The sequence below is a fragment of the Paenibacillus violae genome (assembly GCF_032461945.1).
Lineage (GTDB): Bacteria > Bacillota > Bacilli > Paenibacillales > NBRC-103111 > Paenibacillus_E > Paenibacillus_E violae.
Window position 1 is genome coordinate 364690 of the sequence record NZ_JAWCUD010000006.1, and the last position, 26130, is coordinate 390819.

The window sequence follows — 26130 nt, forward strand, 5'->3', positions numbered from 1 at the left end:
ACGATGGATTTACGATTCAAGACTTGGTTACAAAGCAGGGGAAACTCCTTGCCGCAAGAGAAAAGATTAACGCGAGAAGCGATTATTTCGCTCATTATCCATTCTACTTTTCAATTCGGCGCTTCGATGTCGGGTGTGTTTCTGAACTTATATCTATGGCGTTTAACACACAGCGTAGCCGTGAATGGAACTTACAACATTATCGTTTACATTTTGACACCGATTGGGTTCGCCCTTGGCGGCTGGATGATCAAAAAGAAAGACAGAATGGTCTCGTACCGCTTAGGCATCATGCTGATCGGTTTATTTTACTTGAGTGTGATTATTGCGCAAGAAGCGCTTGTGAAATATTATGTAGCGTTCGCCATTTTCAATGGTCTCGCCGCTGCTTTTTACTGGGTAGGTTATCTGACGCTTATGTACGATGTTTCAACCGAGCAGAATCGTATTCGCTATCTTGCCTACAATATGATTTTCTTCACGATGGCTTCTCTGGCAGGACCGGCGCTTGCCGGGTTTATTATTCGATTAAAAGAGGGCTTAAGCGGCTATACCATCGTTTTTGGTATTGCTTTTTGTATGTTTCTACTTGCTGCCTTGATATCTATGAAAATAAAAGCTTCGAGCGGACATCATCGCGTGTACTATTTAAAATGGACTGGGCTCATTATGAAAAAAAACCGAGACTGGCTGAAGGCATTGCTTGGTTTTTTCGGTATGGGCTTACTCCAAGGCACGATGTTATTCCTTCCGAACATTCTCTTGTTTCAAGTCATGCCGCGGGAAGATATTGTAGGTTATCTAGGCGTGCTTTACTCCAGCTTAAGCATAGCCATGGGCATGTTTATTTCCAAATATGCGCAGGGCAGCAAATCTCGTTTGTATCTAGCGATTTCCACAATAGGGTATTTGGTAGGTGTGTCGCTTTTATTAGGAAGCATCACCATTTGGACTGTCGTAGGATTTATGATTTTATACTCGGTCTTTTCGCCGCTGCAAGGCAATACCATGACGGGTTACTACTACGGGCTAATCGCCAAATTGCCGCTTAAGGGCGAATTGAAAGTCGAAAGCGTTGTCGTTCGAGAGCTTTTTCTAAATGTAGGGCGTGTTATTTCTATTTTTTGCTTCATTACATTTGGCAGTGATTTGGAAGGCGGGATGATTCCGTGGATTCTGATGATCGCTTCTCTTACGCAATTCGCTTTGGTCTGGTCCATTAAGAATCGTTAACAAGAGCATGAAAGCACCCTTGCCCGGTTATCCTAGGGATAGATGATAGGAGAAGAGGGACTTCAGGTTATGGAACAGTATGACAGTATAATTGTTGGCGGAGGCATTGCCGGACTTCAGGCGGGTATTCAGCTTGGCAGATATGAACACCGCGTTCTCGTGATTGATGCCGGTTATGGCAGGTCGACCTTGTGCAAAAGTTATCACAACCTTCTGGGTTGGCCAGATGGTGTTTCAGGAGAAGAGCTTCGGAGACTGGGAAGGCTGCAGGCCGAGAGGTTGGGGGTAGCTTTTGCCCAGGATGAAGTTGTACAAGCAGTGAATAAAGGAAAGCCGGGCGACGGCTTTGAGTTATGGGGGAAGTCTGGTCAAGGATATGAAGCGCCGACGCTGCTGCTAGCTACAGGCTTGATGGATCGCATACCTGACATTCCAGGGTTAAAGCCCTGCCTCGGATTAACGATTTATGTCTGCCCGGATTGTGATGGGTATGAAATAAGAAATAAAGCGACGATTGTGATGGGGTCGGGTGATGTCGGAGCGGCCATGGCACTGAAACTCAGCCTTCGCACGGACAAGCTGACTTACGTTAACCATGGCTTGTGCGCTGTAAAAGGCAGTAATCTGGAAGAGCTTAAGAAAAAAGGGATCACTTACATAGCGGATGATATTCAAGAGGTACTTGGACAGGAAAATGGGCTTTTTGGCGGCCTTGTGACCGTAAATGGGAAGCGTCTGGAAGCGGAGCGCGGATTCATTGCTTTTGGTGGAAATGAAGTGAAGTCGGATCTGGCTCGTCAGCTAGGTGCGGAACGATTGGAAAATCGCCACATCATGACAGATGCCCGTTCCAAAATGACCAGTGTGCCGTTCCTCTGGGCCGCCGGTGATGTAGGTGTTCATGCGGAGCAGGTAACGATTGCGATGGGCGAGGGCGCACAAGCCGCCATCTGGATGAACAAAGTGCTGCTCATGTTAAAAGAAGAAGCGAACGCTCATAAAGTGGTCGTTCGCTCTTAAGGAATTCTTAGGGTGCTTCCGCAGGAGAAAAAGCGGTCGTTACGTGAACGTAGTCTGCCAAAGCTTTTTCACCAAGCGGAGTAATGTGATAGATGCCGCGGCTTTGGCGAACAAACCAGCGATAGTAGTTTTTTTGGAGCAGGGAACTGACGGCTTTGTTATTCGTCAGTTCCCGCAGCTTCCGCGGACTGAGTGGTCCATGCTCACGCATCAAATAGGCGCAATGCAGCGATTTCTCACGGTAAGCGGTCATTAGCTTTTGCTTGGAGCTGCCCCCTACGTTGTAGTCGCCGCTGCGTTCATGGAATTCATTGACGACCCGTAAAGCCGCTCTTTTGTTATGGCGTAATGTATAAGGCGTAGGCTCGCAGACGAGATCGACTGCGGGTTTTTTGCGTTTGTAGAATTGTACGGTTAAGACCCCAAGCCCCAGCATGCGGCAGAGACGCCGGATGTCCTCCCACTGCAAGCGATGTGGAGCTTTCCCTTTATTAGGTAATTCGAAAGCGACATACACTTGCTCGGTTAGACGAAGGCGGTCGATACCTTGCACAAGGAGCGGGATGTTGAAGCTTTTTTTGAGCTCTACGACGATGGGGGGCTCATCCCCGCGAATGGCGACTAGGTCACAATGTTTCACTTCTCCGCGAACGGCATAGCCGCGCTCTTCGAAATATTGTTTCACCGGAGCGTAGAGCTCCGTTTCGGTTTGAATGGGCATGATGGCTATTCTCCTCCTACTTGCGATGAAGGCAGTGTGTATCATTATAGCATAGGTTTTGTTAAAATAGGGGAAGAAGTACTTGTACGTACATCTTGAGAGACGTGATGGAGTAGGAGATTCAGGGAAGCTTAAGTTCAAGTGATGGAGTAGGAGATTCGAGGAAGCTGAAGTTCGAGTGATGGCGTTTGGTTTGAAGATGGAGAGGGGATGTTGGGGAATGAGTGAGGTTTTGGATACATGGCTTGGTCGTACGATTGATTGCGCTTGTGGTCAGAAGCATGAAGTTCCGATTCGACGCATCGTGATTGAGCGAGATGCGCTGGGGCAGGTGGCCGGTTATGTGAAAGAAGCCGGGTATCGTGAAGTCACGCTTGTCGCGGACGAAAAGACGTATCAAGCGGCGGGCGTGAAGCTGCGCGGGCTGCTGGAAGACGCGCAAGTCAAGGTCAGCATCAGCGTGATCCGTGAGAACGCGATGGGAGAAGTTGCCGCCGATGAGGAAGCGATCGTCCAGCTGCTGCTGGACACGCCATTATCATCGGAGGTTCTGATTGCCGTGGGGGCGGGGACCCTGCACGACATCGTGCGCTTCGTCGGTCACCGCACGAAGCGGCCTTTCTTCTCTGTGCCGACAGCGCCATCCGTCGACGGCTTCGCTTCGGTCGGCGCACCGCTCATCGTGCGCGGCTTCAAAACGACGATTCCGGCGAGCTCACCGGAAGCGATTTTTGCCGATCTCGCGCTGCTCGCGGAAGCGCCGCAAGCGATGATCGCAGCCGGCCTCGGCGACATGCTCGGCAAGCATACTTCGCTTGCCGACTGGTCGCTTGGCCGCGTGCTGCTTGACGAGCACTACTGCGAGCTGAGCGCGCAGTTGACGCTGGAAGCCGTGGAGCTCTGCACGGCTCACTTGGACGAGATCGCGCAGCGCACGGATCTCGGCATGTTGAAGCTAATGGAAGGCCTGCTGTTGTCCGGCCTTTCCATGCTCTTGGTCGGCCATTCGCGGCCGGCCTCCGGAGCCGAGCACCATCTCTCCCACTATTGGGAGATGGTGCTTCTGCAGCAGCGCCGCCGGGCGCTGCTGCACGGCGCGAAGGTCGGCGTCGCGACCGTGATGATGGCGCAGCGCTATGCGTCGCTGCGGGACATCACGGCCGCTGAGGCGGCTACGCGCCTAGCGCAAAGCCAGGCCCCAAGCCGGGAGGCGGATGCGGAGCGCATCCGCGGGGCCTATGGGGCCATGGCTGAGCAAGTCATCGCCGAGAATTTCCCGGCGGATGGCGGTGTTGTTGACAGCGAGGCGCTGAAAGCGCGCATCGCTTCGAGGTGGGGCGATGTGCAAGCCATCGCCCGAGCGGTCCCTGCACCCGAGCAGCTGGCTGCTTGGCTCGGGGATGTGCAGGGACCGGTTGCGCCGGAGCAGCTCGGCGTGGAGCCGGAGCTGGTGGAGGCGTCACTGCGGGATGCGCTGTTTGTGCGCAACCGGTTTACGGTTTTGCGTTTACTGCGACTGCTGTAAACGATGTTTGGGACGCCCGGGGAGTTTTGTTTGCTCCTTCGGGCGTCTTTTTGTTGTGTTCCAGCGGAGCCTGGGAGCTCCATTGGATGAATTCCAATGAGAGGGCGGATAGGACGGCTAAAATAGCAATCTCATTGGACTAAATCCAATGAGGTGATCGAATTTAGCTTGAAATGGGCTGTTTTGAAGGAGGCGCATTGGATTTCTTCCAATATAAGGTAGCAAATATGGCTTAAAAGGGTACTTTCATTGGATTTCATCCAATGCAGAGCGAGGGATGCTAGTTAAGAAGCAAAAGTAGAAGTAACAAAGCAAGTATCTAGAGAAACAGTGGTAGTAGTAGGGTGAGTAGGTAGCTAAAAAAGTAGAAGCAGCAGAGCAACTGTCTACAAAAAAACTAAGACCGTCAGACTAAGCGTCTGAACGGTCTTTTTTATAATGCCGCAAGAGTGAAAAGTGTAAAAAATCACAACCTCGCTAAATTTTTGCCATCCCTTTAATTCAGATTGTTTTCTATACTTGTAGCGTATGCAGGATTGGATGATGGTGAGGAGGAGCAAAAGCACAATGAAATTCAATAACGGGAAAGTTAATGAGATACAAATTGCTTATATTGGTGGGGGCTCCATGTATTGGGCCAAAAATCTCATTGCGGATCTTGCGCTGGACGAACAATTGTCAGGGACGATTCGGTTGTATGATCTTGACTACGACAAAGCCAAAAATAACGAAAAATTGGGCAATTCGGTTTCTGATTATGCCGAAACGAAGTCCAGATGGACCTATAAGGCTTATCCGACGCTGAAGGAAGCGCTAAGTGGTTGTGATTTTGTGTTCATTTCGATTCTTCCCGGAACGTTCAAGGAGATGGCCTCTGATGTGCATGAACCGGAAAAATACGGCATTTACCAAGCGGTTGGTGATACGACAGGACCTGGAGGGCTGGTTAGAGCGCTGCGGACGATTCCGATGTACGTGGAAATTGCACAAGCCATTGAGCGTTTTTCGCCGGATGCTTGGGTGTTTAATTATACGAATCCAATGACGCTCTGTACGAGAACGCTATACGAAGTGTTTCCAGGAATTAAAGCGCTCGGTTGCTGCCACGAAATTTTTGGAACGCAGGGATTATTGATTCGTATGCTGCGTGACATGGAAGGGATAGAGGGCGTGCACCGGGATGAAGTGAAAGTGAATGTGCTGGGTATTAATCATTTTACTTGGATCGATCAAGCCACTTATCAAAATATCGATCTGCTCCCGATGTATAGGAAGTTTGTAGATAAGTATTACGAGACGGGTTTCGAGCATAACAAAGATGCCTGGATGACGAACACGTACACGGCCGCTAACCGAGTGAAGTTTGATTTGTTCCGTCGTTATGGGATTATTGCGGCGGCAGGCGATCGCCATCTGGCAGAATTTATGCCTCCTTGGTACATGAAGGACCCGGATACGGTTCGCTACTGGAAGTTTGGCTTGACGACGGTCGAAAGCCGTGTGGAGAAGCACATTGCGACGGAGCTTTTTTACCGCAAGCTGCTTAGTGGAGAAGAGAAGCTGCCGCTGAAGGCATCGGGTGAGGAAGAAGTTAGACAGCTCAAAGGATTAATTGGTCTTCAACCCTTTGTTACGAATGTTAACGTGCCGAATGTGGGACAAATGAAGGGGATACCGCTCGGAGCGGTTGTGGAGACGAATGCTTATTTCTCAGCGAACAGTCTGCGCCCTGTTTATGCAGGCGAGCTTCCGCCAGCTGTGCATAATCTGGTGCTGCAGCACACGGTGAATCAAGAACTAATTTTGAAGGCTGCTCTACAAAAGGATAAGGCGTTAGCGTTCAATGCTTTTGTGAATGACCCGCTTGTGAACATCGATGTGAATCAGGCGGAGATGTTGTTCGAGCAGATGCTGCAAAATACGAAATCGTATTTGCCGGGATGGAACATCTAATGGCGGCCCGATCATGAAAGCAGCAGAAGCCTACAGCGATTCCGTCACGGTCGATCCGCAGGATCACAAGGCGGTCCGCCGCATGATTTTTAAACTTGCCGGACCCTCTTTGGCGGAGATGCTGCTCATTAACCTGACACAAATGGTGATGATGATTCTGGTGGGCCATTTAGGAGCGGTTGCGGTTGCCGCTGTTGGATTAACAAGCCAGCCTTATATGCTAATGACCGTCCTTTTTGCGGCGCTGAATACAGGCACAACGGTCATTGTTGCCCGTTCCACAGGAGCAGGCAATAGGGGGGAGGCGAACCGGGCTGCCGGCCAATCGCTCATGCTCGGCTCTGTGCTCGCCGTTCTGATTGTTGCACTTGGCATCTTATTTTCGGAGGAGATGCTCCGAATGATGGGGGCTAGCCCTGAGGTTGTTCACTATGGGCTGAACTATGCCCGGCTGATGTTTCTATCCATTGGATTTTCCTCCATCTCGTCCGCTTTGTCCGCTATTCTACGCGGGGCTGGAGACACCCGGACGCCAATGAAAATTAATGTGTTGTCGGGGTGTTTGTCCATATCCCTGGGGTTTGTGTTGATTTACGGCCATTTAGGCCTGCCGGAAATGGGAGTTGCTGGAGCAGCTATCGCCACTTTGGCGGTTCAGGCTATGGCGATGATCGCCTTCTTAGTCGTTATGTTCAGTGGGAAATTTGCGGTGCGGATTGGCTGGGCGGAGGTAAGCCGTCTGGATAAAAGCATGATTTACCGCATGTTGAGAATCGGGATCCCCTCAAGCCTTGAGCAGCTCATTATGCGTCTGGGGATTATGACGTTTGTCAAAATATGCGCAGGACTTGGAACGGTTGCTGTTGCCGCCTCGCAAATTGTGACGAGTATTATCGGCATCTCGTTTATGCCCGGGGCTGCTTTTGCCATAGCGGCTTCTACGTTGGTAGGGCAAACGCTTGGCGTCGGCAAACCCGACCTTGCTGAACGGTATGTCTGGCAAATTCGGAAGTACGGCATGCTCTTAGGCGGTGTCATGGGGGCGGTGTTTATCTTGTTTGCCCCCTCCATTTTTAGGCTGTATACAAATGACGCCACCATTATCCGCGAAGGGGCATGGGCGCTTCGGATCGTTGGTTTTATTCAAATTTCCCAAATCTCTCAGTTCATTCTTGGCGGAGCTTTGCGGGGAGCTGGAGATACGCGATTTCCATTGTACTCGACTTTGATTGGTGTTTGGGGCGTGCGGGTCATGCTCAGTTATTTATTTGTTTATATCTTTTCGTGGGGGATGTTCGGCTTATGGAGTGCTGTTGCCTGCGATCAGTTTCTACGGTCAAATCTCATTTATTTCAGGTTTAAACGGATGGTTTGGAAACATGTAAAGATTTAATGGCACAAGAAAGGAGCTTCAGGATATGGGAATTGTGTACGATCCGAATTCGCAAACCTTCCATCTTCAAGGGAAGTCGATCAGTTACATCATGCAGTTGGTTAAATCCAAATATCTTGCTCACGTCCACTTTGGACGCCGGGTGCGGGGAAGCAATCTTGGCGGGCTGCTCGCCATGCGGCGCCGCTGCTCATTTTCGCCGTCTACGGATCCGGATGATTTAACGCTGTCGCTCGATACGCTGCCGCAGGAATTTCCGGCGTATGGGGGCAGTGATTTTCGTGTACCTGCCTATCAGGTGCAGATGGAAGACGGGACGACCGTCAGTGAGCTTATTTATGAGTCTCATCGGATATATGCGGGTAAACCGCAGCTGGAGGGCTTGCCGGCTACTTATGTGGAAGAGGACGGCGAAGCGGAGAGTCTCGATATCGTTTTGACAGATGCCGCGATCGGTTTGCAAGCCATTCTGACGTATACGGTCTTTCGAGATCATGATGCGGTTGCCAGATCCGTTCGATACATCAATACGGGAAACCGTTCGATGAAGCTGCTCAGAGCGTTGAGTTTCGGCCTCGACATCTCGCATTCCGAGTTCGATATGCTCCATTTGTCCGGAACCTGGGCGCGCGAGCGCCATATCGAAAGACGCCCTCTGGCAACGGGGGGATCTGTGATTGAGAGTCGGAGGGGGAGCAGCAGCCATTCGCTCAATCCGTTTATGGCCCTGCTCTCGAAGCAGGCGGATGAAGATCAAGGAGAAGCCTATGGCTTTAGTCTTGTATATAGCGGAAGTTTTGTCGCGCAAGCAGAGGTAGATCCTTATGGAACAACCCGTGTTGTCATGGGGATTAATGCCTTTGACTTCTCCTGGCTGTTAGAGCCGGGGCAAGCTTTCCAATCGCCTGAGGCGGTTCTTGTATTTTCAGCAGAAGGTCTTGGCGGCATGTCGCGCATTTACCATAAGCTGTACCGCACGCGACTATGCCGAGGGGAGTTTCGGGATCTTCACAGACCGATTCTCATCAACAACTGGGAAGCAACCTACTTCAATTTCAACGCGGATAAAATCGAAGAGCTTGCGGTCGTTGGAAAACAGCTCGGTTTAGAGCTGCTAGTCCTTGACGACGGGTGGTTCGGCAAAAGGGACAATGACAAAAGCTCGCTCGGAGATTGGTTCGTCGATCTGGGCAAGCTGCCTAAGGGCCTGCAGGATTTGGTTAGCCGTGTGAACCGGAAGGAACTGGCGTTCGGTCTATGGTTTGAGCCGGAAATGGTGTCACCGGACAGCGACTTGTATCGCGCACATCCCGATTGGTGTCTACACGTGCCGGGTCGGCGCAGGACAGAGGCGAGACAGCAGCTGATTCTGGATTATTCGCGCCAAGATGTGAGGGATTACATCGTAACTGTCATAACGGATATACTGGCCAGCAGTCCGATCGCCTATGTCAAATGGGACATGAACCGCAATATGACGGAAATCGGTTCAGCTCTGCTCCCTCCGGAGCGGCAGCGGGAGACGGCCCACCGCTATATGCTTGGGCTCTACGAAGTGTTGGAGCGGATCACGTCCAGATTTCCGAACGTGTTGTTCGAAAGCTGCTCCGGCGGCGGCGGGCGGTTCGACCCAGGTATGCTTTACTACATGCCGCAGACGTGGACGAGTGATAACACGGATGCGGTGGAGCGGCTAAAAATCCAATATGGCACAAGTATTGTGTATCCAATCAGCGCTATGGGGGCGCATGTTTCTGCGATCCCGAATCATCAAGTTCATCGCACGACACCACTGGATATGCGGGGACATGCCGCTATGTCGGGCAATTTCGGCTATGAGCTGGATTTGACCACGTTTACGGAGGAGGAAAAAGAAGCTGTAAAGCGGCAGGTTGCGCTCTATAAGCAGCTGCGTCCGCTGATTCAATTCGGGGAATTTTACCGGTTGAGCAGTCCATTCCAAGGTGTGGACGCGGCTTGGATGTTCGTGTCGGAGGATCAGAAAGAAGCGCTTGTCGCTTATTTCCAAGTGCTGGCTGAGCCTAATGCTCCGCTGAAGAAGCTGCGTCTGAAGGGCTTGGAAGCAGGCGCCAATTATCTTTTGTATGATGCGGATGCTCCTGATGAGACTGGAGCTACGTGTTTTGGCGGAGACGATTTAATGCATGTTGGTTTGCATTTACCGATCTGGAAAGGTGATTTTCGAAGTCGCCTTTACCGTTTGAAAATGGAGGGGTAACGATGATAAAGCTGCGTTTGAGCGAGCTGCGGGATACCAAAAGCGGACACATTTTGCAAGATGTTTTGCCAGGGGATTACTTATCTTCAGGGGGTCTTTCATTTGCCAAACGAGGTGAGCGCAGTCACACCAATGATGGACCGGATGGCAGAGACTATCATATCCATGGGGATTGTGAGGCGTTCATCATTTTGCAGGGGAGCGGAACCATGGAGATTAACGGGGAGCATACGCCGGTTACAACGGGGGACATCGTGATTGTTGAGCCAGGCGAAGATCATCATCTCAATTCGAGTGAAGACGATCCGATTGTGACCGTATGGTGCCATGCAGGCTTGAACCGCCATAAGAATCAACAGCAGGAGGAGTCCGTATGAACCGGCAAATCACGACGGCTGCCCATACCTTTACGTTAGATGGAGCGAGTGATCCGTTCACGGTGTCCCTTGCAGCTGAGAAGCTGCAAGAGGGCCTCGATCTAATCACGCTGCGTCTGGATGCGGAAGAAGCGGCAGTTCCCCCTGTTTTAACGATCAATTGGTCCCATCCCGCATGTGACATTCAGGCCAGCTGGCATCCGGCGCAAGACCGTAATAAAAGCTTTAAGGCGGACTGGATGCGCACATTGCGCTCGAACGCAGCGGCCTCGGCCCCTGTTTATGCGCTGTTTAACGGTCTTGGCCACAATCGGCTTACATTCGCGTATTCGGATGCGCTGAATACCGTTCATTACTCGGGAGGCATTAGCGAGGAGAAAGCGGACTTCCATTGCCGGGTCCAATTATTTGCGGAGACGACAGCTCCATTTTGTTCGTATGAGGCCAAACTTCTCGTGGACACAAGGGATGTTCCTTACTACGAAAGCTTACAAGGCGTGCAGGAGTGGTGGAGCTCAATGCCGGAGTACCGACCTGCCTTCGTCCCAGCGGCTGCCAAAGAACCGATGTACTCAACTTGGTACAGCATGCACCAGAATGTAACGGACGAACAGATTGAACAGCAGTGCCAGATCGCCAAAAGGCTCGGGATGGAAGCCGTCATCGTTGATGATGGCTGGCAGACGGAGGATAACCGCAGAGGGTATGCCTACTGTGGCGATTGGGAGACATACGCGGGGAAATTTCCCGATATGAAGCGGCATGTGGATGCGGTTCATCGTCTAGGTATGAAATTTATTCTATGGTACTCTGTGCCATTTATCGGTAAATACAGTCGTGTGTGGGATCAATTCAAGGATAAAATTTTGCGCTTTAATGAGAATCATGGCGCCGCCGTGCTTGACCCGAGATACCCGGATGTCCGTGAGTATATCATTCATAAATATGAAGAAGCGGTGAAAGAATGGGACTTGGACGGATTCAAGCTGGACTTCATCGATACGTTTTATTCGCCGGAACTGCAGCTCCCTTCAACTGTTGAAGGGAAGGATTATGAGTCGATTCCGGCGGCTGTTGACCGTCTCTTGACGGATTCGATCGGCAGGCTGAGAGAGCTGAAACCCGATATCATGATTGAGTTTCGCCAAATGTATATTGGGCCGGCGATGCGCAAGTACGGCAATATGTTCCGTGCGTCGGATTGTCCGAATGATAGCATTCAGAACCGGGTGCGGACGATTGATATTCGACTGATTTGCGGAAATACGGCGGCTCATGCGGATATGATCATGTGGCATCCCGAGGAGCCGGTGGAAAGCGCCGCACTCCAGCTGATTAACTGCTTATTCTCCGTCCCTCAAGTTTCTGTCCTTCTGGATAAATTGCCGTCCGACCATTTGGCGATGCTGGGCTATTGGCTTGCTTTTTGGAAAGAGAACCGGGATCTGCTTCTGGCCGGCAGCATGGAGCCGATGAATCCGGAATTGTTATATCCACTTGTACGTTCTGTTAAAGGTGATAAAGGGATTGTTGTCGCTTACCATGACAGCATTGTGCCTATTCCAGCTGCGAGATCCGTGTCGAAGTGGATAGTGGTGAACGGCAGAAGGCAGGATGGACTGTACCTTGAGGTATCAGAACCGGTTGAGGCAGCGAAAGTGGTCATTACATCGTGCACGGGTGAGATTGTTGAGGAAAGGTCCGCGCAGTTTACGGCAGGTATTCATAAGCTGGCGATTCCAGCTTCCGGCCTGGCAACCCTCTACCTTTCATAATTACTCTATCCAGCTCGTACTTATTAGGAGGTTTCATTCATGAACTATTTGGCAGACGAACAACGATATACCAAAATGGCTTATCATCAGACGGGAAAAAGCGGACTTAAGCTGCCGCCGATCTCATTCGGCTTATGGCATAACTTTGGCGGCGTAGATACGTTCGAGAGCAGCAGGGCACTCACGCGTCACGCCTTTGATTTGGGGATTACGCATTTCGATCTTGCGAATAATTATGGTCCGCCGGCAGGTTCTGCGGAAGAAACGTTTGGGCAGATTATGAAAAAGGATCTGCACCCCTACCGCGATGAGTTGATCATCGCCACGAAGGCCGGCTATCGCATGTGGGATGGCCCATATGGAGAACGTGGCTCGCGGAAAAGCATGCTGGCGAGCCTTGATCAGAGCCTGAAACGTCTGGGCATGGATTATGTCGATATTTATTATTCGCACCGGTTTGATGCCGAAACGCCGCTTGAAGAAACGATGGGCGCTTTGGATCAAGCGGTACGCCAAGGGAAAGCGCTGTATGTTGGGGTATCCAACTATAATGCAGAGCAGACGGAACGGGCAGCGAGTATTTTGAAAAGCCTGGGAACTCCGTTCGTGATCCACCAAGTACACTATTCCATGTTCGAAAGAAGGCTGGAACAAGGCTTACAGGATGTGCTGGCCCAAGAGGGCATCGGTTCGATCGCTTACAGCCCGCTGGCTAGAGGACTGCTCACCGATCGTTATTTGGAGAACATTCCGGCCGACTCGCGTGCCGCCGGAGGCAGTGTGTTTCTGCGGCCTGAAGACATCACCGAAGAGAAAATTGCGAAATCGCGCCGATTGAACGTGATGGCGCAGGAACGGGGACAAAGCTTGGCCCAAATGGCCCTGGCGTGGGTTCTTCGCAAGGGGCACGTGACTTCCGCTTTAATTGGGGCAAGTAAAGTGCAGCAGTTGGATGATAATGTGGCGGCTTTGAACCAGCTGCATTTTACAGAGGAAGAATTGGCTTTGATTGATCAAATTCTTGCAGGTTAATAGATTCGAATTTCGTAGCAGCAGGAGGAGGAAATAGAAATGAGCATGGGGATACAACTCAGTAAAGAAGCATTCACGAAACATATTTTGCAGCAACCGGTTTTGGATACTCACACCCACCTTGTGGGGGATCGTCTGGCTGCTGCGGATTTTTGGGAAATAGCTCATTACTTCTGGCTGTTTCGCGAGATGCAGGCAGCAGGTTATCCGGCAGGTGCGATGGAGCTGCCGGAGGATTTGCGAATCTCTGCGTTCTTGGATGCGTACCAAGCAACCAGAAATACCTTGATGAACATTGCGTTTACGCACATTCTCAAAGATCTTTATGGCATAACGCTCAGCAATAAAGCTTCCGTGCTGGAAGCCGATAGGGCCATCAAGCAGTCTGCTCAAAGGGCCGACTGGGCACAAGAGGTAGCCAACCGTATGCAAGCGCGACGTTTCGTCGTGAATATCCCGGAGCACGCCGAGTTTCAAGGTATGGCGCACAATGCCATTCTTATTCCGCGAATTGATGGCAAATTGGGGACGTGGGTCAAGGACATCGAAGCGTCGAGTGACCGTGCTGCGGCCTTGGCGGAAACTAGTGCGAAGCTGGGCCAATTGTTGGATGCGTACAAAGAGGATGGCGTCAAAGGGATTATGACGACGCTGCCAAGCTATAAGGCCAGCGCCAATCATAAGGTCGTTATCGGGCAGGACAGCACCAAAGACGAGATCCTGATGTTGCTTTTACACGAAATCGGTGCAGCAGCTGAACAGAGGGGACTGCTCGTGCAGCTATTTCTCGGCGTAGAGCGCTCCTGGTGTGGAACAGCTGTGCCGGTCAATGATCCGGAACGTATCTTGAAGCTGTCCGCTTTATTTGAAGCGTACGCCTGTCCGTTTGAGCTTGTCGTGGCATCGGAGCTGAATAATCTGGATATCGTGCAGGCTGCATGGAACTTCCCTAACGTGCACGTTGGCGGGCACTGGTGGTTTAACTTCCGGGCGAGCACATACCGTGACAGCATGCAGTACAGGCTGGAGGCTCTGCCTGCTATCAAAAGCTCGCTGATCGTGTCCGATGCGCGCTGCATGGAGTGGAGCTACGGCAAAATTATCGTGATTAAGCGACTAGTGGGCGAGTTCCTGTGGAATCAAATTGAAGCGGGCTGGATTGACCAGTCGACGGCGTTACAAATTGCGGAAGATTGGCTGTATCGAAGTGCAGCGAAACGATACGGCATAGAGTGTTAATTGTTCGCTTAACAATCATAAAAAAACACAAAGCGCTATAAGTTTCGCCATCGCTAGCTACTACCAACCCTTGTAAGATAAAGAAGTACATTAAATGCTGCAGGCATGAAGGGGAGGAGAACATGGCCAGTAAAATTCAGCCATCTGATCGAACAATTTACAATTTCACATCGCAGAGCCAGAAGTGGGCTTTTATGCGAAAACATTGGCCGATTTATGTCATATCACTACCGGGTATTATTTATTTCTTGCTTTTTAAATATGTCCCCTTATTTGGTTCAGTTATTGCTTTTCAAAACTACAACATATTCAAAGGCATTAAGGGGAGTCCATGGGTTGGACTTGAAAATTTCCAGCGGATGTTCCAGTACACCGAATTTCTGCAGATTTTGAAAAATACGATTTTGATCGGGATCTACGATTTGCTCTTCGCCTTTCCGGTTCCCATTATTTTAGCTTTATTAATCAATGAATTGCGCATCATGACTTACAAAAGAATCGTTCAAACCGTGGTCTATATGCCACACTTTCTCTCGTGGGTCATCGTAGGTGGGGTTGTTGTCGGAGTACTATCCCCGTCTACTGGAATCGTTAATCATCTTCTCGGCTTATTCGGCGTCGATCCGATCTACTTTTTAGGGGAAAATGAATATATCCGTACGATTCTTATCTCCTCAGGCATTTGGAAAGACAGCGGTTGGGGGACGATTATCTATTTGGCTGCTATTGCAGGGATTAACCCTGATCTCTACGAGGCCGCACAAATTGATGGTGCCAGCCGGTTGCGGCAAGTGTTTTCCATTACGATTCCGACGATTTTACCGACGATTGTCATTCTGTTCTTGCTTCATATCGGAAACTTTCTCGACTTTGGCTTTGAACGTGTCTTCGTCTTCCTTAACCCGCTCAACAACGAAAATGGGGAAATTATCGATACGTTTGTATACCGTGCAGGACTTGTCGACCGTCAGTACAGCTACACAACGGCTATTGGGTTGTTCAAGTCGGTTGTCGGCTTAGCGTTAATCATGTTCAGTAATGCATTCAGCAAAAAAGTAACGGGTGAAGGTTTGTATTAATGACACAGATAAGAAAGGAGGTAGTTCGTTATGATTATGACAAGAGGCCATAAAATTTTTAATTTTATTAATATTATTCTGTTGGGAGCTCTCGGACTAAGTATGGTGCTTCCCCTTATCCATATTATTGCTCAATCCTTAAGCAATAACGTCGCGATTAATGCTGGGCAGGTCTCTCTGTGGCCGGTTGGTTTTACACTGGGAAGCTATAAGCTTATTTTGCAAGATCCGACAATCTGGTTAGGATTCCGGAACAGCGTCATTATTACGGTATTCGGTACATTCATCAATTTGTTTATGACAACGACACTGGCTTATCCACTCTCCAGGCCGGAATATTTGTTCCGTAAATCAATTCTGATTATGGTGCTGTTTACACTGATTTTCAGCGCACCGCTAATTCCGAATTATTTGCTCGTGAAGCAGTTAGGCTTGCTTAATACGCTATGGGCTTTGATGCTCCCGATGGCGATCAGTGCTTTTAATCTATTTGTTATGCGATCTTTCTTTCTGAACCTACCGGTTGAGCTGCTGGATTCAGGCCGAATGGACGGATGCGGGGAGTTCCGGATCTTGTGGAACATTGTACTGCCGCTTTCCAAGCCCGCTATGGCGACCATGGGGATCATGTATGCAGTTGGACATTGGAATCGTTATGCCGAAGCCGTCTTTTATATCGATCACCGGAATTGGATTCCGCTCCAGGTCCGCTTAAGGGAGATTGTATTTACGGATCAGTTCGGCCAATCGGATGTATCATCCGAATTAATGCTCTTTCTTTCACCTGAAGGGATCAAAATGGCCGTTATTGTTGTTGCAACAATACCCATTCTTCTGGTCTATCCGTTCCTGCAAAAGCACTTTATTCAAGGTATGATGGTAGGCTCCGTCAAGTCTTAACCTTATAACCTTATGGAAACACATCTAATTTCGATTAGAAAGAAGGGATTCCATTGAAAAAAGTAGCAGTTGTGGCATTAGCCGCAGCACTGTCTGCTGGAACTATGGCCGGATGCTCCAAGGGAACTACAGAGCCGCAGCAAACCGCTGCGGCTACGGCGGCAATGGAGGCGAAAAAGCAGCCAACGAAATTTTCCATTTCGTATCCGACAACGGCCAATACCGGCTACCACACCCGTGTCGATATTAACAATGACAAATGGGTGAAAAAGTTAGAAGAACTGACGAATACCGACCTCACGCTGAAAATAACGGAAGTAAGCAAAATGGGCCTTATGTTCGCCAGCAATGACGTGCCCGATGTCGTGGGAAGCTTGGGGACAGCGACAGACAAAGCGATGTCCGGTTCTGTAGAAGCGGGTATGTTCATGCCTCTGGATGACTTATTAAAACAAAATGCTCCCAATTTGATGAAAATGGTACCGAAGGAAGCCTGGGAAGCCGTATCGTATAATGGCAAAATTTACGGCATTCCCAACTGGTTGAACAATCCCTCCAGGCGTGCAACCTTTATTCGTACCGATTTGTTGGAGAAGGCGGGATTGCCGGCACCGAAAACGGTTGATGAGTTCCTGAATGTCCTCCGCAAATTTAAAGAGATGGGTGTTAAGTACCCCTATGGGGGGCGTGAAACGTTAAAATATGCCGATACGATCCTCGGCGCTTTCGACGTGCTTCCGTACAAAGAACAGTTCGAATTGGTCAATGGTCAAGTTGTGCCGAAATTTTTTGATGTGGACAATATGACGAAAGCTTTATCCGTCTATAAAACCATGTACGATGAAGGATTGATGGCTAAGGAATTCGCGACGACGTCATCGACGGATTGGTTGAAAAACATTCGAGCCGGCGAAGTAGGCATATGGTCTTCCAACTTGGTCAGTTTAAATGACTTCCGGACGAATATTCCGAACGCCGTGAAGGGCGCGAAAGTCGATGTAATCTCGTCGCCGAAGGGTCCGGATGGCAAAAGCGGCTATCTGATGTATTTACCGGTTACAAGTGCGCACTATATTAACAAAAATGTGAAGCCTGAGACGGCAGCGGAGATCGTGAAATATTTTGATTGGATGTCGTCAGACGAGGCTTATAAGTTCTTCACGTTCGGAATTGAAGGCGACACATATACGGTGGTCGATGGTAAAATCAAGTATAAAGAGCCGACTAACAAAGAAGAACAGGAAGAACAGGATCATAGAGGCACCTTGCACTCCGCCCATGAAAGTACGGTGAACCGTTTGAAAATGGAAACAGATCCGAACGGTCCGTATATTCTGGATGCTTTCGATAACATTCTTGCTCATGAAGGATTATCTGGGATTGGCTTTGCTCCGGATTTGGAGGCGAATAGCAAATACCCCGACGCTGCTTCTCCGGGTTCGGATGCAGCTCCGAAAATCATCATGGATCATATGATCAAAATGATATACGGCAAAGAGCCGATTTCTGACTGGCCGAAGGTGATTGAAGAATACAAGACCAAAGGCGGCAATGAAATCATCAAAGAAGCAACCGATCGTTATCAAAATAAAAAGGGCGTTCTTTTTCTTGGAAAGAAATGAGGATGACCGCTTAGCAATCGTATAAAATGACATAGCTCCTTAAATTTATACATTCAGAAAATTTTAAGCAGTCGTTATGATAACACTGAGCAGTGGAACCGCTTGCAAAAAAGCTGGAAAGAAGGGGTTATATGAAAAAAACGATAAGTCTCACTCTCGCTGTCATCATGGCAGCATCCGCACTCACCGCTTGTTCAACAGATAGCAAAGTAGCGGAAAAAGCGTCGTCGCAGCCGTCTACAGATGCGAAGAAAGCACCGGCGAAATTCTCTATCCTTTTCCCGACGACAGTCAGTACTGGCTATCATACCCGCGTACCGGATTTGAACAAGGACAAATGGGTGCTGAAGCTGGAGCAGCTAACCAATACGGATCTTGACGTGAAGGTGATGGAGGATGCCAAATTCGGCGTCATGTTCGCAAGTAACGACATCCCGGATGTTGTTGGCAGCATTGGCGGTCCAGGCAGTAAGTCCATGTCCGGTTCCGTGGAGAACGGCGTGTTCATGCCGCTGGATGATCTGCTGAAACAGTACGCTCCGAACTTGATGAAATTGATTCCGAAAGCCGCTTGGGATAGTGTTTCATATGAAGGCAAAATTTATGGCGTGCCTGAATTTTTGAGCAATCCATCCCGTCGTTCGACCTACATTCGTACGGATCTGCTGGAGAAGGCAGGGCTTCAAGCGCCGAAAACTGTCGATGAATTCCTGAATGTGCTAAGGGCGTTCAAGAAGCTGGGCGTCGAGAATCCGTATCAGATGAGGGAAAACTTCAAGTATGCGGACGTTATTTTGGGCGCGTACGACGTGCTTCCTTACAAGGATCAATTTGAATTGGTGAACGGTCAGGTTGTTCCGAAATTTTTCGATGTAGAAAATGTACAAAAAGCGCTGACTACGTATAAAACGATGTACGATGAAGGCTTGATTCCAAAGGAATTCGCTACAATTTCCTCCACGGATTTCTCCAAAAATATTGAGTCAGGCAAAGCCGGTATCTGGTCGCAGAACGCTTCAGGCTTGCCGGGATACCGGACGAAAATTCAACAAGCCGTTCCAGGGTCCAAGGTCGAGATCGTTGCTTCTCCCAAAGGGCCGGAAGGGAAAGGCGGCTACTTCTATTATGCGCCGGTCATTCGAACCTTCTTTATTAACAAAAACGTGAAGCAAGAAACGGCAGTAAACATTATTAAATTCTTCGATTGGATGGTTACGCCGGAAGCCGAAACTTTCTTCACTTTTGGTATTGAGGGAGATACTTACACCAAGGACAGCAGCGGCAACATTAATTACAAGTTCCCTACGACCAAGGAAGAGACGGATGAAGAAGGCTTCCGCAGCGGAACGATGTGGGCGGTGCACGACTCCACTTACAACAAACCAAGATTGCTGCTGAACGAGGATGGCAAAGCGACATTGAAAGCCTTTGATGAGGTGTTAACGAAGGAAGGGCTGCCTGGTATTGGCTTCTATCCGGATTTGAGCACGTTCTCTAAATTCCCGGATCTTGCGGCGCCGCAACCCGATGTAGGTCCCAAAATTATCGTTGATCATATGATTAAAATGATTTACGGCAAAGAGCCGATCAGCGACTGGCCTAAAGTTATCGAAGAGTACAAGTCTAAGGGCGGTAACGAGATAATTAAAGAAGCGACCGATCGTTGGAACAAGAAACAAGGCGCGATTATGATTGATATTAAATAAAGGCGGAAAAGTATCCATTAGCAGAGCTGTTTGCTGATGGATATTTTTTATTTCCAGGGGAACTACAGGGCGTTATTTCAATGAAATAGGAGGTTACCCTATGCCAAAATCGTAAAAAATGACATACGATCTTAATTTTATCCTTTCTGAGTGGCGGATTAATTCCTATAATGAAGGCAACGAGACGATGAAGGGGTGACCAACGCGTGAAAGCGATATTGGTTGGTTTAGGTTCGGCAGGATTTAGCTGGTATAAGCGCCTGCGAGATCAAGGTTTATTGGCAGCTGTTGTCGAAGTGGATGAGGCGATGAAAGAGAAAATGCAGAATGACCGCTTTCCTTTTTACACTTCATTAGAGGAAGCCTTACAGAAAGAGCAAGCGGATTTTCTTGTTAATGTCACTTCTCCGATGGTGCACACTGTGGTGAATCATGCGGCTTTTGATCGTAAATTGGCGGTTTTATGCGAAAAGCCGATCTCCTTTAATTATGAGGAGTCCATTGAAGTGGTGGCTCGGGCTGAGCGAGAAAAGCTGCCTTTTATGATCGCAGAAAATTATCGGAGGATGCCGCATATACGTAAAATGAAACAGCTTCTAGACGAGGGCGTTATCGGCAGCCTGTCCTCTATGGATGTACAGTTTTATAGATATCACAACGTACAAAGAAGATACACCGTCAGCATTCTGGATGACATTGGTGTTCATCACTTTGATTTGTTCCGTTATTTTAGCGGTAGAGAAGGAAAAACAGTACAGGCGAAGCTGTACAATCCGATCAATGCGTGGGAGCAGGACGGCGCCATTATTAATGCTTATGCGTTCTTGGAGATGGATAACGGCATTACGGCTTCATATAACGCCTCCATCTCGGCCAGAGGGACTGAAACACCGTGGAGCGGGAATTGGCGCTTGGAAGGTACGGAGGGAGCGATTGAATACGTCGGTAAAGAGATTCGCGTCATACGGGACGGAGAGGCTCAACTGATCGAGGACTATAGCGGTATTGATCTAACAGATACGCTGACTGAATTCCTGGCTTCACTGCGGGAAGGGCGAGAGTCGGAGACAAGCGGCCGGGATTATTTGAAAACGCAGGCGCTTGTGCATTATGCCAAGTTGGCTAGCGAATTCGGGAAGACGTACGCAATTCCCGTTCCAATAATTTAGATGAATGGAGGTTCGAGCATGCCGATCACAAAATGGGAACAAACAGCGCCAGGTATCTGGCGTTTGACAATTGGAGAGCCTCAGGGGATCACACCGTTAACCTGGATGGGGGTTGCACCTAAGGATGAGGCTTTGCAGCAAATGCCGCAGGTAGAGCCACCTTTTGCCTGGGATCGTGTTCAGCTGGAGGAGGCGGGAGGGCGCTTTATTCTGTCCTTACCACTAAATAGGACCGAGAAGCTGTATGGGACAGGCCTTCAACTGCTGCGAATGAACCAACGGGGAAGAACCCGCTTTTTGCGTGTTAACAGCGATCCTAAGCAGGATACCGGTGAAACGCATGCTCCCGTCCCTTTTTATGTGAGCGATCAAGGGTATGGGGTCTGGGTGGATACGTCACGCATCGTAACCATGCATTGCGGCTCTACTTTGAAGCAAGAGGATAGGCAGCATGAAGAGATTCGTGATCGCAATACGGATAAGGGGTGGAAGGCAACGCCGGTTGCTTCACGAGTGGAAATCCAGATTCCTGCCGAAGGCGCAGTCGTCTATTTATTTGGCGGGCCTACTCTTTCTGAGGTGGTAGCTAGATACAATTTAATGTGCGGGGGAGGCGTTTTGCCTCCGAAATGGGGACTAGGTTTCTGGCACCGGGTTCCGACACTATACAGTGATCAGCAAGTACTTGAAGAAGCCGAGCAGTTCCGCCTTAACGATTTCCCTTGCGATGTTATTGGACTTGAGCCTGGCTGGCATAGCCATAGTTATCCGGTCAGTTATGAATGGGAAAAAAGCCGATTCCCTGAGCCCGCTAGCTTTGTCAAAGAATTGGCACAGAAGGGCTTCCGTGTAAACCTTTGGGAGCACCCCTACGTTTCGCCTCAGAGCGAATTGTATGCAGGTTTGCAGCCGCTTTCGGGAACTCATACCGTGTGGGGCGGGCTTGCGCCGGATTACTCGCTGCCAGAAGCAGCTGAGCTTTATAAGAAACAGCATGAGGAACAGCATATCCAAATCGGAGTGTCAGGGTACAAGTTGGATGAATGCGATGGCAGCGAATTGACGAACAATTCATGGATGTTCCCGGCACATGCCAAGTTCCCTTCCGGCTTGGACGGCGAGCAGATGAGACAGATGTATGGCTTGATGTTCCAAAAAATGACGGCTGATCTCTTCCGAAGCCAGAATCGCCGGACGTTTGGACTGGTCAGAGCTTCAGGCGGCGCTGCCTCGACAATGCCTTATGTTCTGTACTCGGATTTATATGACCATAAGCAGTTTATTCGAGGCATTTGTAGTGCTTCCTTCAGCGGTCTGCTGTGGACACCGGAGGTCCGCCGGGCGAGAAATGCCGAAGATTGGGTTCGGCGTATGCAAACGGTGTGTTTCTCGCCGATGGCCATGCTGAATGCATGGGGAGACGGGACCAAACCGTGGTCCTTCCCCGAGGTAGAGGGCACCGTGCGGCATTATATCAAACTGCGGATGAAACTTCTGCCGTATTTGTATACCGCTTTTGCCGTTTACCGCGAGCTGGGGATTCCGCCGTTTCAGGCGATGCCGTTCGTACTGACGCCGGAAGAGATTGCTGACGCTGAAGCCAAGTTAGCCCTTGATGAGCAGCAGCTTTTGAATACGACGGATGCCGCTTACGGCAAGAAGAAGGCTAGAGAGTGGGACGATCAGTATATGGTCGGGGATGCCCTGCTTGTTGCTCCTCTGGTCGAGGGGGAAACCGAGCGTGAGGTGCTGCTGCCCGCTGGTATTTGGTATGGCTTGGAGACGGGAGAACGCTATACAGGCGGCCGTGTGATTCGTGTGCAGGCGGGCCTTGAGCATATCCCTGTTTTTGTGAAAAGCGGCTCCATTATTCCCATGACAGCTGCGCTTTCGCATGTTCCGGCACCTGGGACGCTTACGGAGATTGAATTGGTGCACTTTGGCACTGAACCCTGCACAGCAAGGCTTTATGACGATGATGGCGAAACCTATGATTACGAGCAAGGCAAATGCAGTTGGTGGAATTTGAGCGTAACGATCGATCAGGATGGTCATTATATCGGTGCATGGATGGGAGAAAACGATGGATCCTCATCCTATCAGAAAGTCACTTGGCGATTTGCCCAAACACATTTGTTGATGAACGAACAGCAGTAGGTTATCATAATTGGATTAGCAACGCTGAGAGCATGAGGAGGTCTGGACATGCATGTACTGATCGTGGACGATGAACCTGTTATTCGCAGAGGGATGGTAAAAATGGCGGAACTGTACGTCCCCGCTTTCTCCAAAATTCAGACGGCCGAAAACGGCGAAGCTGCTTTGGAGCAAATTCGGGCGTCAGAGCCTGATCTGGTGTTGACGGATGTTCGCATGCCCAAAATGGACGGACTGGAATTATGCAAAATCATTCATGAGGAGTTCCCTCATATCAAAACCGTTGTCATATCCGGTTACAATGACTTTGAATATGCACAAAAGAGTATGAATTACGGTGTCAGGCACTATTTATTGAAACCGGCTACCAAAAGCGATGTCCATGACATGCTGGATCAGCTGATCAAAAAACCAAAACACGGTTATTTATCCCCTTCCCGCTATATCGAGTGGATCGATCAGATGGAACAGCAAATATGGGCGTTGCAAATGGAGGAAATCAAGCACCTTATCACAGGCTGGCGGGAATATTGCCTGTCGGCGAATATCTCGCTGGCCCAGCTGAAAGAGCTGCTGGATGATTGTAATGCGCTTCTTGTGAAACGCTTTCAAGCACGCCATTACTCGCCTGCGTCCGTTCCGGCTCATCTGCAGGCGGATAGCGTCAAAGAAGCGTTGGACGCTTTTGAGAAAGGTCTTTTGAACATGATCAGCGGGCTGCATGCAGTCCGCAGCGGTCATTTCAAAGATCCGATGGAAGAAGCCAAGGCGTATATCGACAGCCGATTGTCAGAGGATATTTCTTTGGATCAAGTCGCGGCTATGGTTGGACTGACGCCGACGTATTTCAGCTCGCTTTTCAAAAAAATCACGCAAGAGACCTTCGTACAGTACCGGATTAACAAGCGAATGGCGAAGGCGAAAGAAATGCTGTCCGCACCGCATGTTCGAATCGTTGATGTTGCAGCGGATGTAGGGTATGACGATTACCCCCATTTTACAAAAACCTTTAAGAAAATTGTCGGTGTTTCTCCAACGGAATACCGCGCCAGTCTAGGTATCAAATGAAGATCAGAGGTTTCACGAAGAAAATATTTGCATATTTCCTCATTGTTATTGTTCTTTCGCTCAGCTGTGTAGGTATCTTCTCCTATATCATTACTTCTGGAGAACTGGAAGAAATGGTAGAAAATCAAATGGATCAAATTGCCGGCAACGCCGTTCACCATACCGATCTGTATCTGAAGGACTACGAGCGCTCGATTGTCTCGCTGTTAACAAATAGACAGATTATGGAGTTCATTGATCTGCCTGCCACAAGAGAAGAATATGACTACTATTTGTATCGTAAAACAATCCGGGAAGTTAGCGTAGACCCTTTATTTATACGTAATCCCAAACTTGCTTCTGTCTATCTGATCAGCGATAAGAAGAATGCGGTTTATTATTATAATAATGTGAATGAACAATCCTTTAATGCCGAGGATATCCAAAAGCAGCGCGATTATTTCCTCGCCAATACGACGGCTAACGGACAATTAAGCATCCTGAATCACACGATCATTGAAGGGCAAGAGAATCAAATGCTAACGATCGTCCGTCGTATTCGCGGCTACACGTCACCGGAATTGTCGGGTTTGCTTGCGATTGAGATGCGGTCTGCCGATCTATCCGCCTTATGGAAAGGTATTGATTTGGGGAAATATGGGTATTTATTTATCATTGATGACAAAGGGCGTTACATTTATCACCCTGACGGGTTAAAAGTCGGCACGAGTGTGCCGAAAGCTTTTTTTGATAAGCTGAATCAAGCCGATTCGCATTCCTTTGCTGACGCCTATGAAGGTGATGAGCGCATGTATGTAAGCCGCAAATCGGAGTTTTCCGATTGGCAGCTTGTTGTGTCCATGCCACTTCGCGAGCTGCGCAAGCCGCTCTCCAACATCCGCTCGACAACGCTGGTCGTCGGATTGTTCACTTTGATCTTGGCGATGCTGCTCGCCTACCGATTCGGCAAATCCATTGCCAAACCCGTGCAAACGCTCAAATCCGGCATGCGGGAGACGGAGAAAGGGAATTGGGCGACGATTCCGCTGCCGCCTCACCGCGATGAAATTGTGGAGCTGATGGTCCGTTATAATTTGATGGTCAAGCGGCTTTCGGAAGCCGTAGACCGTGTAGTGCAAGTGGAATTAAGCAATTCCGAAATTCGGATGGAACGCCAGAAGGCTGAATTTCAATCGCTTCAGCTGCAGATCAATCCCCATTTTATGTATAACACGCTGGAAACAATCGTTTGCTATGCCACTATTCAGGATTCTGAGGAGATTTCTGAAATTGTGAAAGCATTGGCTTATATGCTGCGCTACTCCGTTCAGACGAACCTTGAGGAAATCACAGTAGCGAACGAGTTGAAGCACGTTATGTATTATTTGGTCGTATTAAGGCATCGCATAGGCCGGGAGTTCGAGATTGATGTGGCGATTAAACCTGAATATTTGCTTCATGTCATGGTACGTCTGACGCTACAGCCGCTGGTTGAAAATGTGTTCCAACATGCCTTCCCGGACGGCCTGGAAGATTATCATATTGTCCGGATCGATGGCGGCGTTCATGATGGCATCTTTTGGATCAGTGTAGAGGATAATGGGGCCGGGATGTCGGAAGCGAAGCTTACGCAGCTCCGGGAGAAGCTGAATACCAATCGACTGGCGGACGGCGAAGTGGATGAAGCGGGTAAAAAGGGCGGCATCGGCGTTTTGAACGTTCATCGCAGGATTCAAATGGTCTATGGCGAGCAGTATGGGCTGCGAATTGAAAGCAAGCTTGAACAAGGCACCAAGATGATTATGGCCATGCCGGCTTTGCCTCAAAAGCTGGAGTAGGTGCAGGTAACCGGATTAGCAGGGCGCACTTTCTTTCTTATGAAAACCAATTCTCATAAAAATTTCGGGCAAGTTCTCTTCTGTGGGTGCATAGGATTGTAGTAC

At 49.3% G+C, this 26130-nt stretch carries 19 protein-coding genes; 18 read left to right on the forward strand and 1 reads right to left on the reverse strand.

Annotation, left to right across the window (positions count from 1 at the left end; all coding sequences use genetic code 11):
* Positions 1–3 precede the first annotated feature (3 nt).
* On the forward strand, positions 4–1233 hold the full coding sequence (locus RQP52_RS19535; protein WP_315953406.1) for an MFS transporter: 1230 nt from the start codon (positions 4–6) through the stop codon (positions 1231–1233).
* A 42-nt stretch (positions 1234–1275) separates the two neighbouring features.
* Positions 1276–2253, forward strand: coding sequence for an NAD(P)/FAD-dependent oxidoreductase (locus tag RQP52_RS19540; RefSeq protein WP_315953407.1), 978 nt, complete (start codon positions 1276–1278; stop codon positions 2251–2253).
* 7 nt (positions 2254–2260) lie between these two features.
* On the opposite strand, the gene RQP52_RS19545 is transcribed toward RQP52_RS19540, so the two are convergent.
* The gene (locus RQP52_RS19545) at positions 2261–2974 is read right to left on the reverse strand and encodes a DUF2161 domain-containing phosphodiesterase (protein ID WP_315953408.1); all 714 of its coding nucleotides are present in this window, start codon (positions 2972–2974) and stop codon (positions 2261–2263) included.
* 220 nt (positions 2975–3194) lie between these two features.
* Between RQP52_RS19545 and RQP52_RS19550 the strand changes: the two genes are divergently transcribed.
* From RQP52_RS19550 to RQP52_RS19625, 16 genes are all read left to right on the forward strand, one after another.
* A complete protein-coding gene (locus tag RQP52_RS19550) occupies positions 3195–4499 on the forward strand; it encodes a sn-glycerol-1-phosphate dehydrogenase (protein WP_315953409.1) in 1305 nt (434 codons plus the stop codon).
* A gap of 567 nt (positions 4500–5066) precedes the next feature.
* A complete protein-coding gene (locus RQP52_RS19555) occupies positions 5067–6452 on the forward strand; it encodes a family 4 glycosyl hydrolase (protein WP_315953410.1) in 1386 nt (461 codons plus the stop codon).
* A 13-nt stretch (positions 6453–6465) separates the two neighbouring features.
* On the forward strand, positions 6466–7845 hold the full coding sequence (locus RQP52_RS19560) for an MATE family efflux transporter (protein WP_315953411.1): 1380 nt from the start codon (positions 6466–6468) through the stop codon (positions 7843–7845).
* Positions 7846–7870: 25 nt separating this feature from the next.
* Complete coding sequence (locus RQP52_RS19565) at positions 7871–10084, forward strand: alpha-galactosidase (protein WP_315953412.1); 2214 nt, start codon at positions 7871–7873, stop codon at positions 10082–10084.
* Between the two features lie 2 nt (positions 10085–10086).
* Complete coding sequence (locus RQP52_RS19570) at positions 10087–10461, forward strand: cupin domain-containing protein (protein ID WP_315953413.1); 375 nt, start codon at positions 10087–10089, stop codon at positions 10459–10461.
* Positions 10458–12236 carry a glycoside hydrolase family 36 protein gene (locus tag RQP52_RS19575; protein WP_315953414.1) on the forward strand — a complete coding sequence of 593 codons (1779 nt, stop codon included), beginning with the start codon at positions 10458–10460 and terminating at the stop codon, positions 12234–12236. The genes RQP52_RS19570 and RQP52_RS19575 overlap by 4 nt, the downstream gene beginning before the upstream one ends.
* A 39-nt stretch (positions 12237–12275) precedes the next feature.
* The gene (locus RQP52_RS19580) at positions 12276–13268 is read left to right on the forward strand and encodes an aldo/keto reductase (protein ID WP_315953415.1); all 993 of its coding nucleotides are present in this window, start codon (positions 12276–12278) and stop codon (positions 13266–13268) included.
* 39 nt (positions 13269–13307) lie between these two features.
* Positions 13308–14507 carry a glucuronate isomerase gene (locus tag RQP52_RS19585; RefSeq protein ID WP_315953416.1) on the forward strand — a complete coding sequence of 400 codons (1200 nt, stop codon included), beginning with the start codon at positions 13308–13310 and terminating at the stop codon, positions 14505–14507.
* A gap of 122 nt (positions 14508–14629) precedes the next feature.
* Complete coding sequence (locus RQP52_RS19590; protein WP_315953417.1) at positions 14630–15586, forward strand: ABC transporter permease; 957 nt, start codon at positions 14630–14632, stop codon at positions 15584–15586.
* A 30-nt stretch (positions 15587–15616) separates the two neighbouring features.
* The gene (locus RQP52_RS19595; protein WP_315953418.1) at positions 15617–16486 is read left to right on the forward strand and encodes a carbohydrate ABC transporter permease; all 870 of its coding nucleotides are present in this window, start codon (positions 15617–15619) and stop codon (positions 16484–16486) included.
* A gap of 53 nt (positions 16487–16539) precedes the next feature.
* The gene (locus RQP52_RS19600) at positions 16540–18108 is read left to right on the forward strand and encodes a type 2 periplasmic-binding domain-containing protein (RefSeq protein ID WP_315953419.1); all 1569 of its coding nucleotides are present in this window, start codon (positions 16540–16542) and stop codon (positions 18106–18108) included.
* A gap of 131 nt (positions 18109–18239) precedes the next feature.
* Positions 18240–19814, forward strand: coding sequence for a type 2 periplasmic-binding domain-containing protein (locus RQP52_RS19605; protein WP_315953420.1), 1575 nt, complete (start codon positions 18240–18242; stop codon positions 19812–19814).
* 206 nt (positions 19815–20020) lie between these two features.
* The gene (locus RQP52_RS19610) at positions 20021–20983 is read left to right on the forward strand and encodes a Gfo/Idh/MocA family protein (RefSeq protein ID WP_315953421.1); all 963 of its coding nucleotides are present in this window, start codon (positions 20021–20023) and stop codon (positions 20981–20983) included.
* Positions 20984–21001: 18 nt separating this feature from the next.
* Positions 21002–23140 (forward strand): glycoside hydrolase family 31 protein, encoded by a 2139-nt coding sequence (locus RQP52_RS19615; protein WP_315953422.1) that lies wholly within the window; start codon positions 21002–21004, stop codon positions 23138–23140.
* A 48-nt stretch (positions 23141–23188) separates the two neighbouring features.
* Positions 23189–24208: a response regulator transcription factor gene (locus RQP52_RS19620; RefSeq protein WP_315953423.1), complete on the forward strand. Its 1020-nt coding sequence runs from the start codon at positions 23189–23191 to the stop codon at positions 24206–24208.
* Complete coding sequence (locus RQP52_RS19625) at positions 24205–26025, forward strand: cache domain-containing sensor histidine kinase (protein ID WP_315953424.1); 1821 nt, start codon at positions 24205–24207, stop codon at positions 26023–26025. Before RQP52_RS19620 ends, RQP52_RS19625 begins: the two co-directional genes overlap by 4 nt.
* Positions 26026–26130 lie beyond the last annotated feature (105 nt).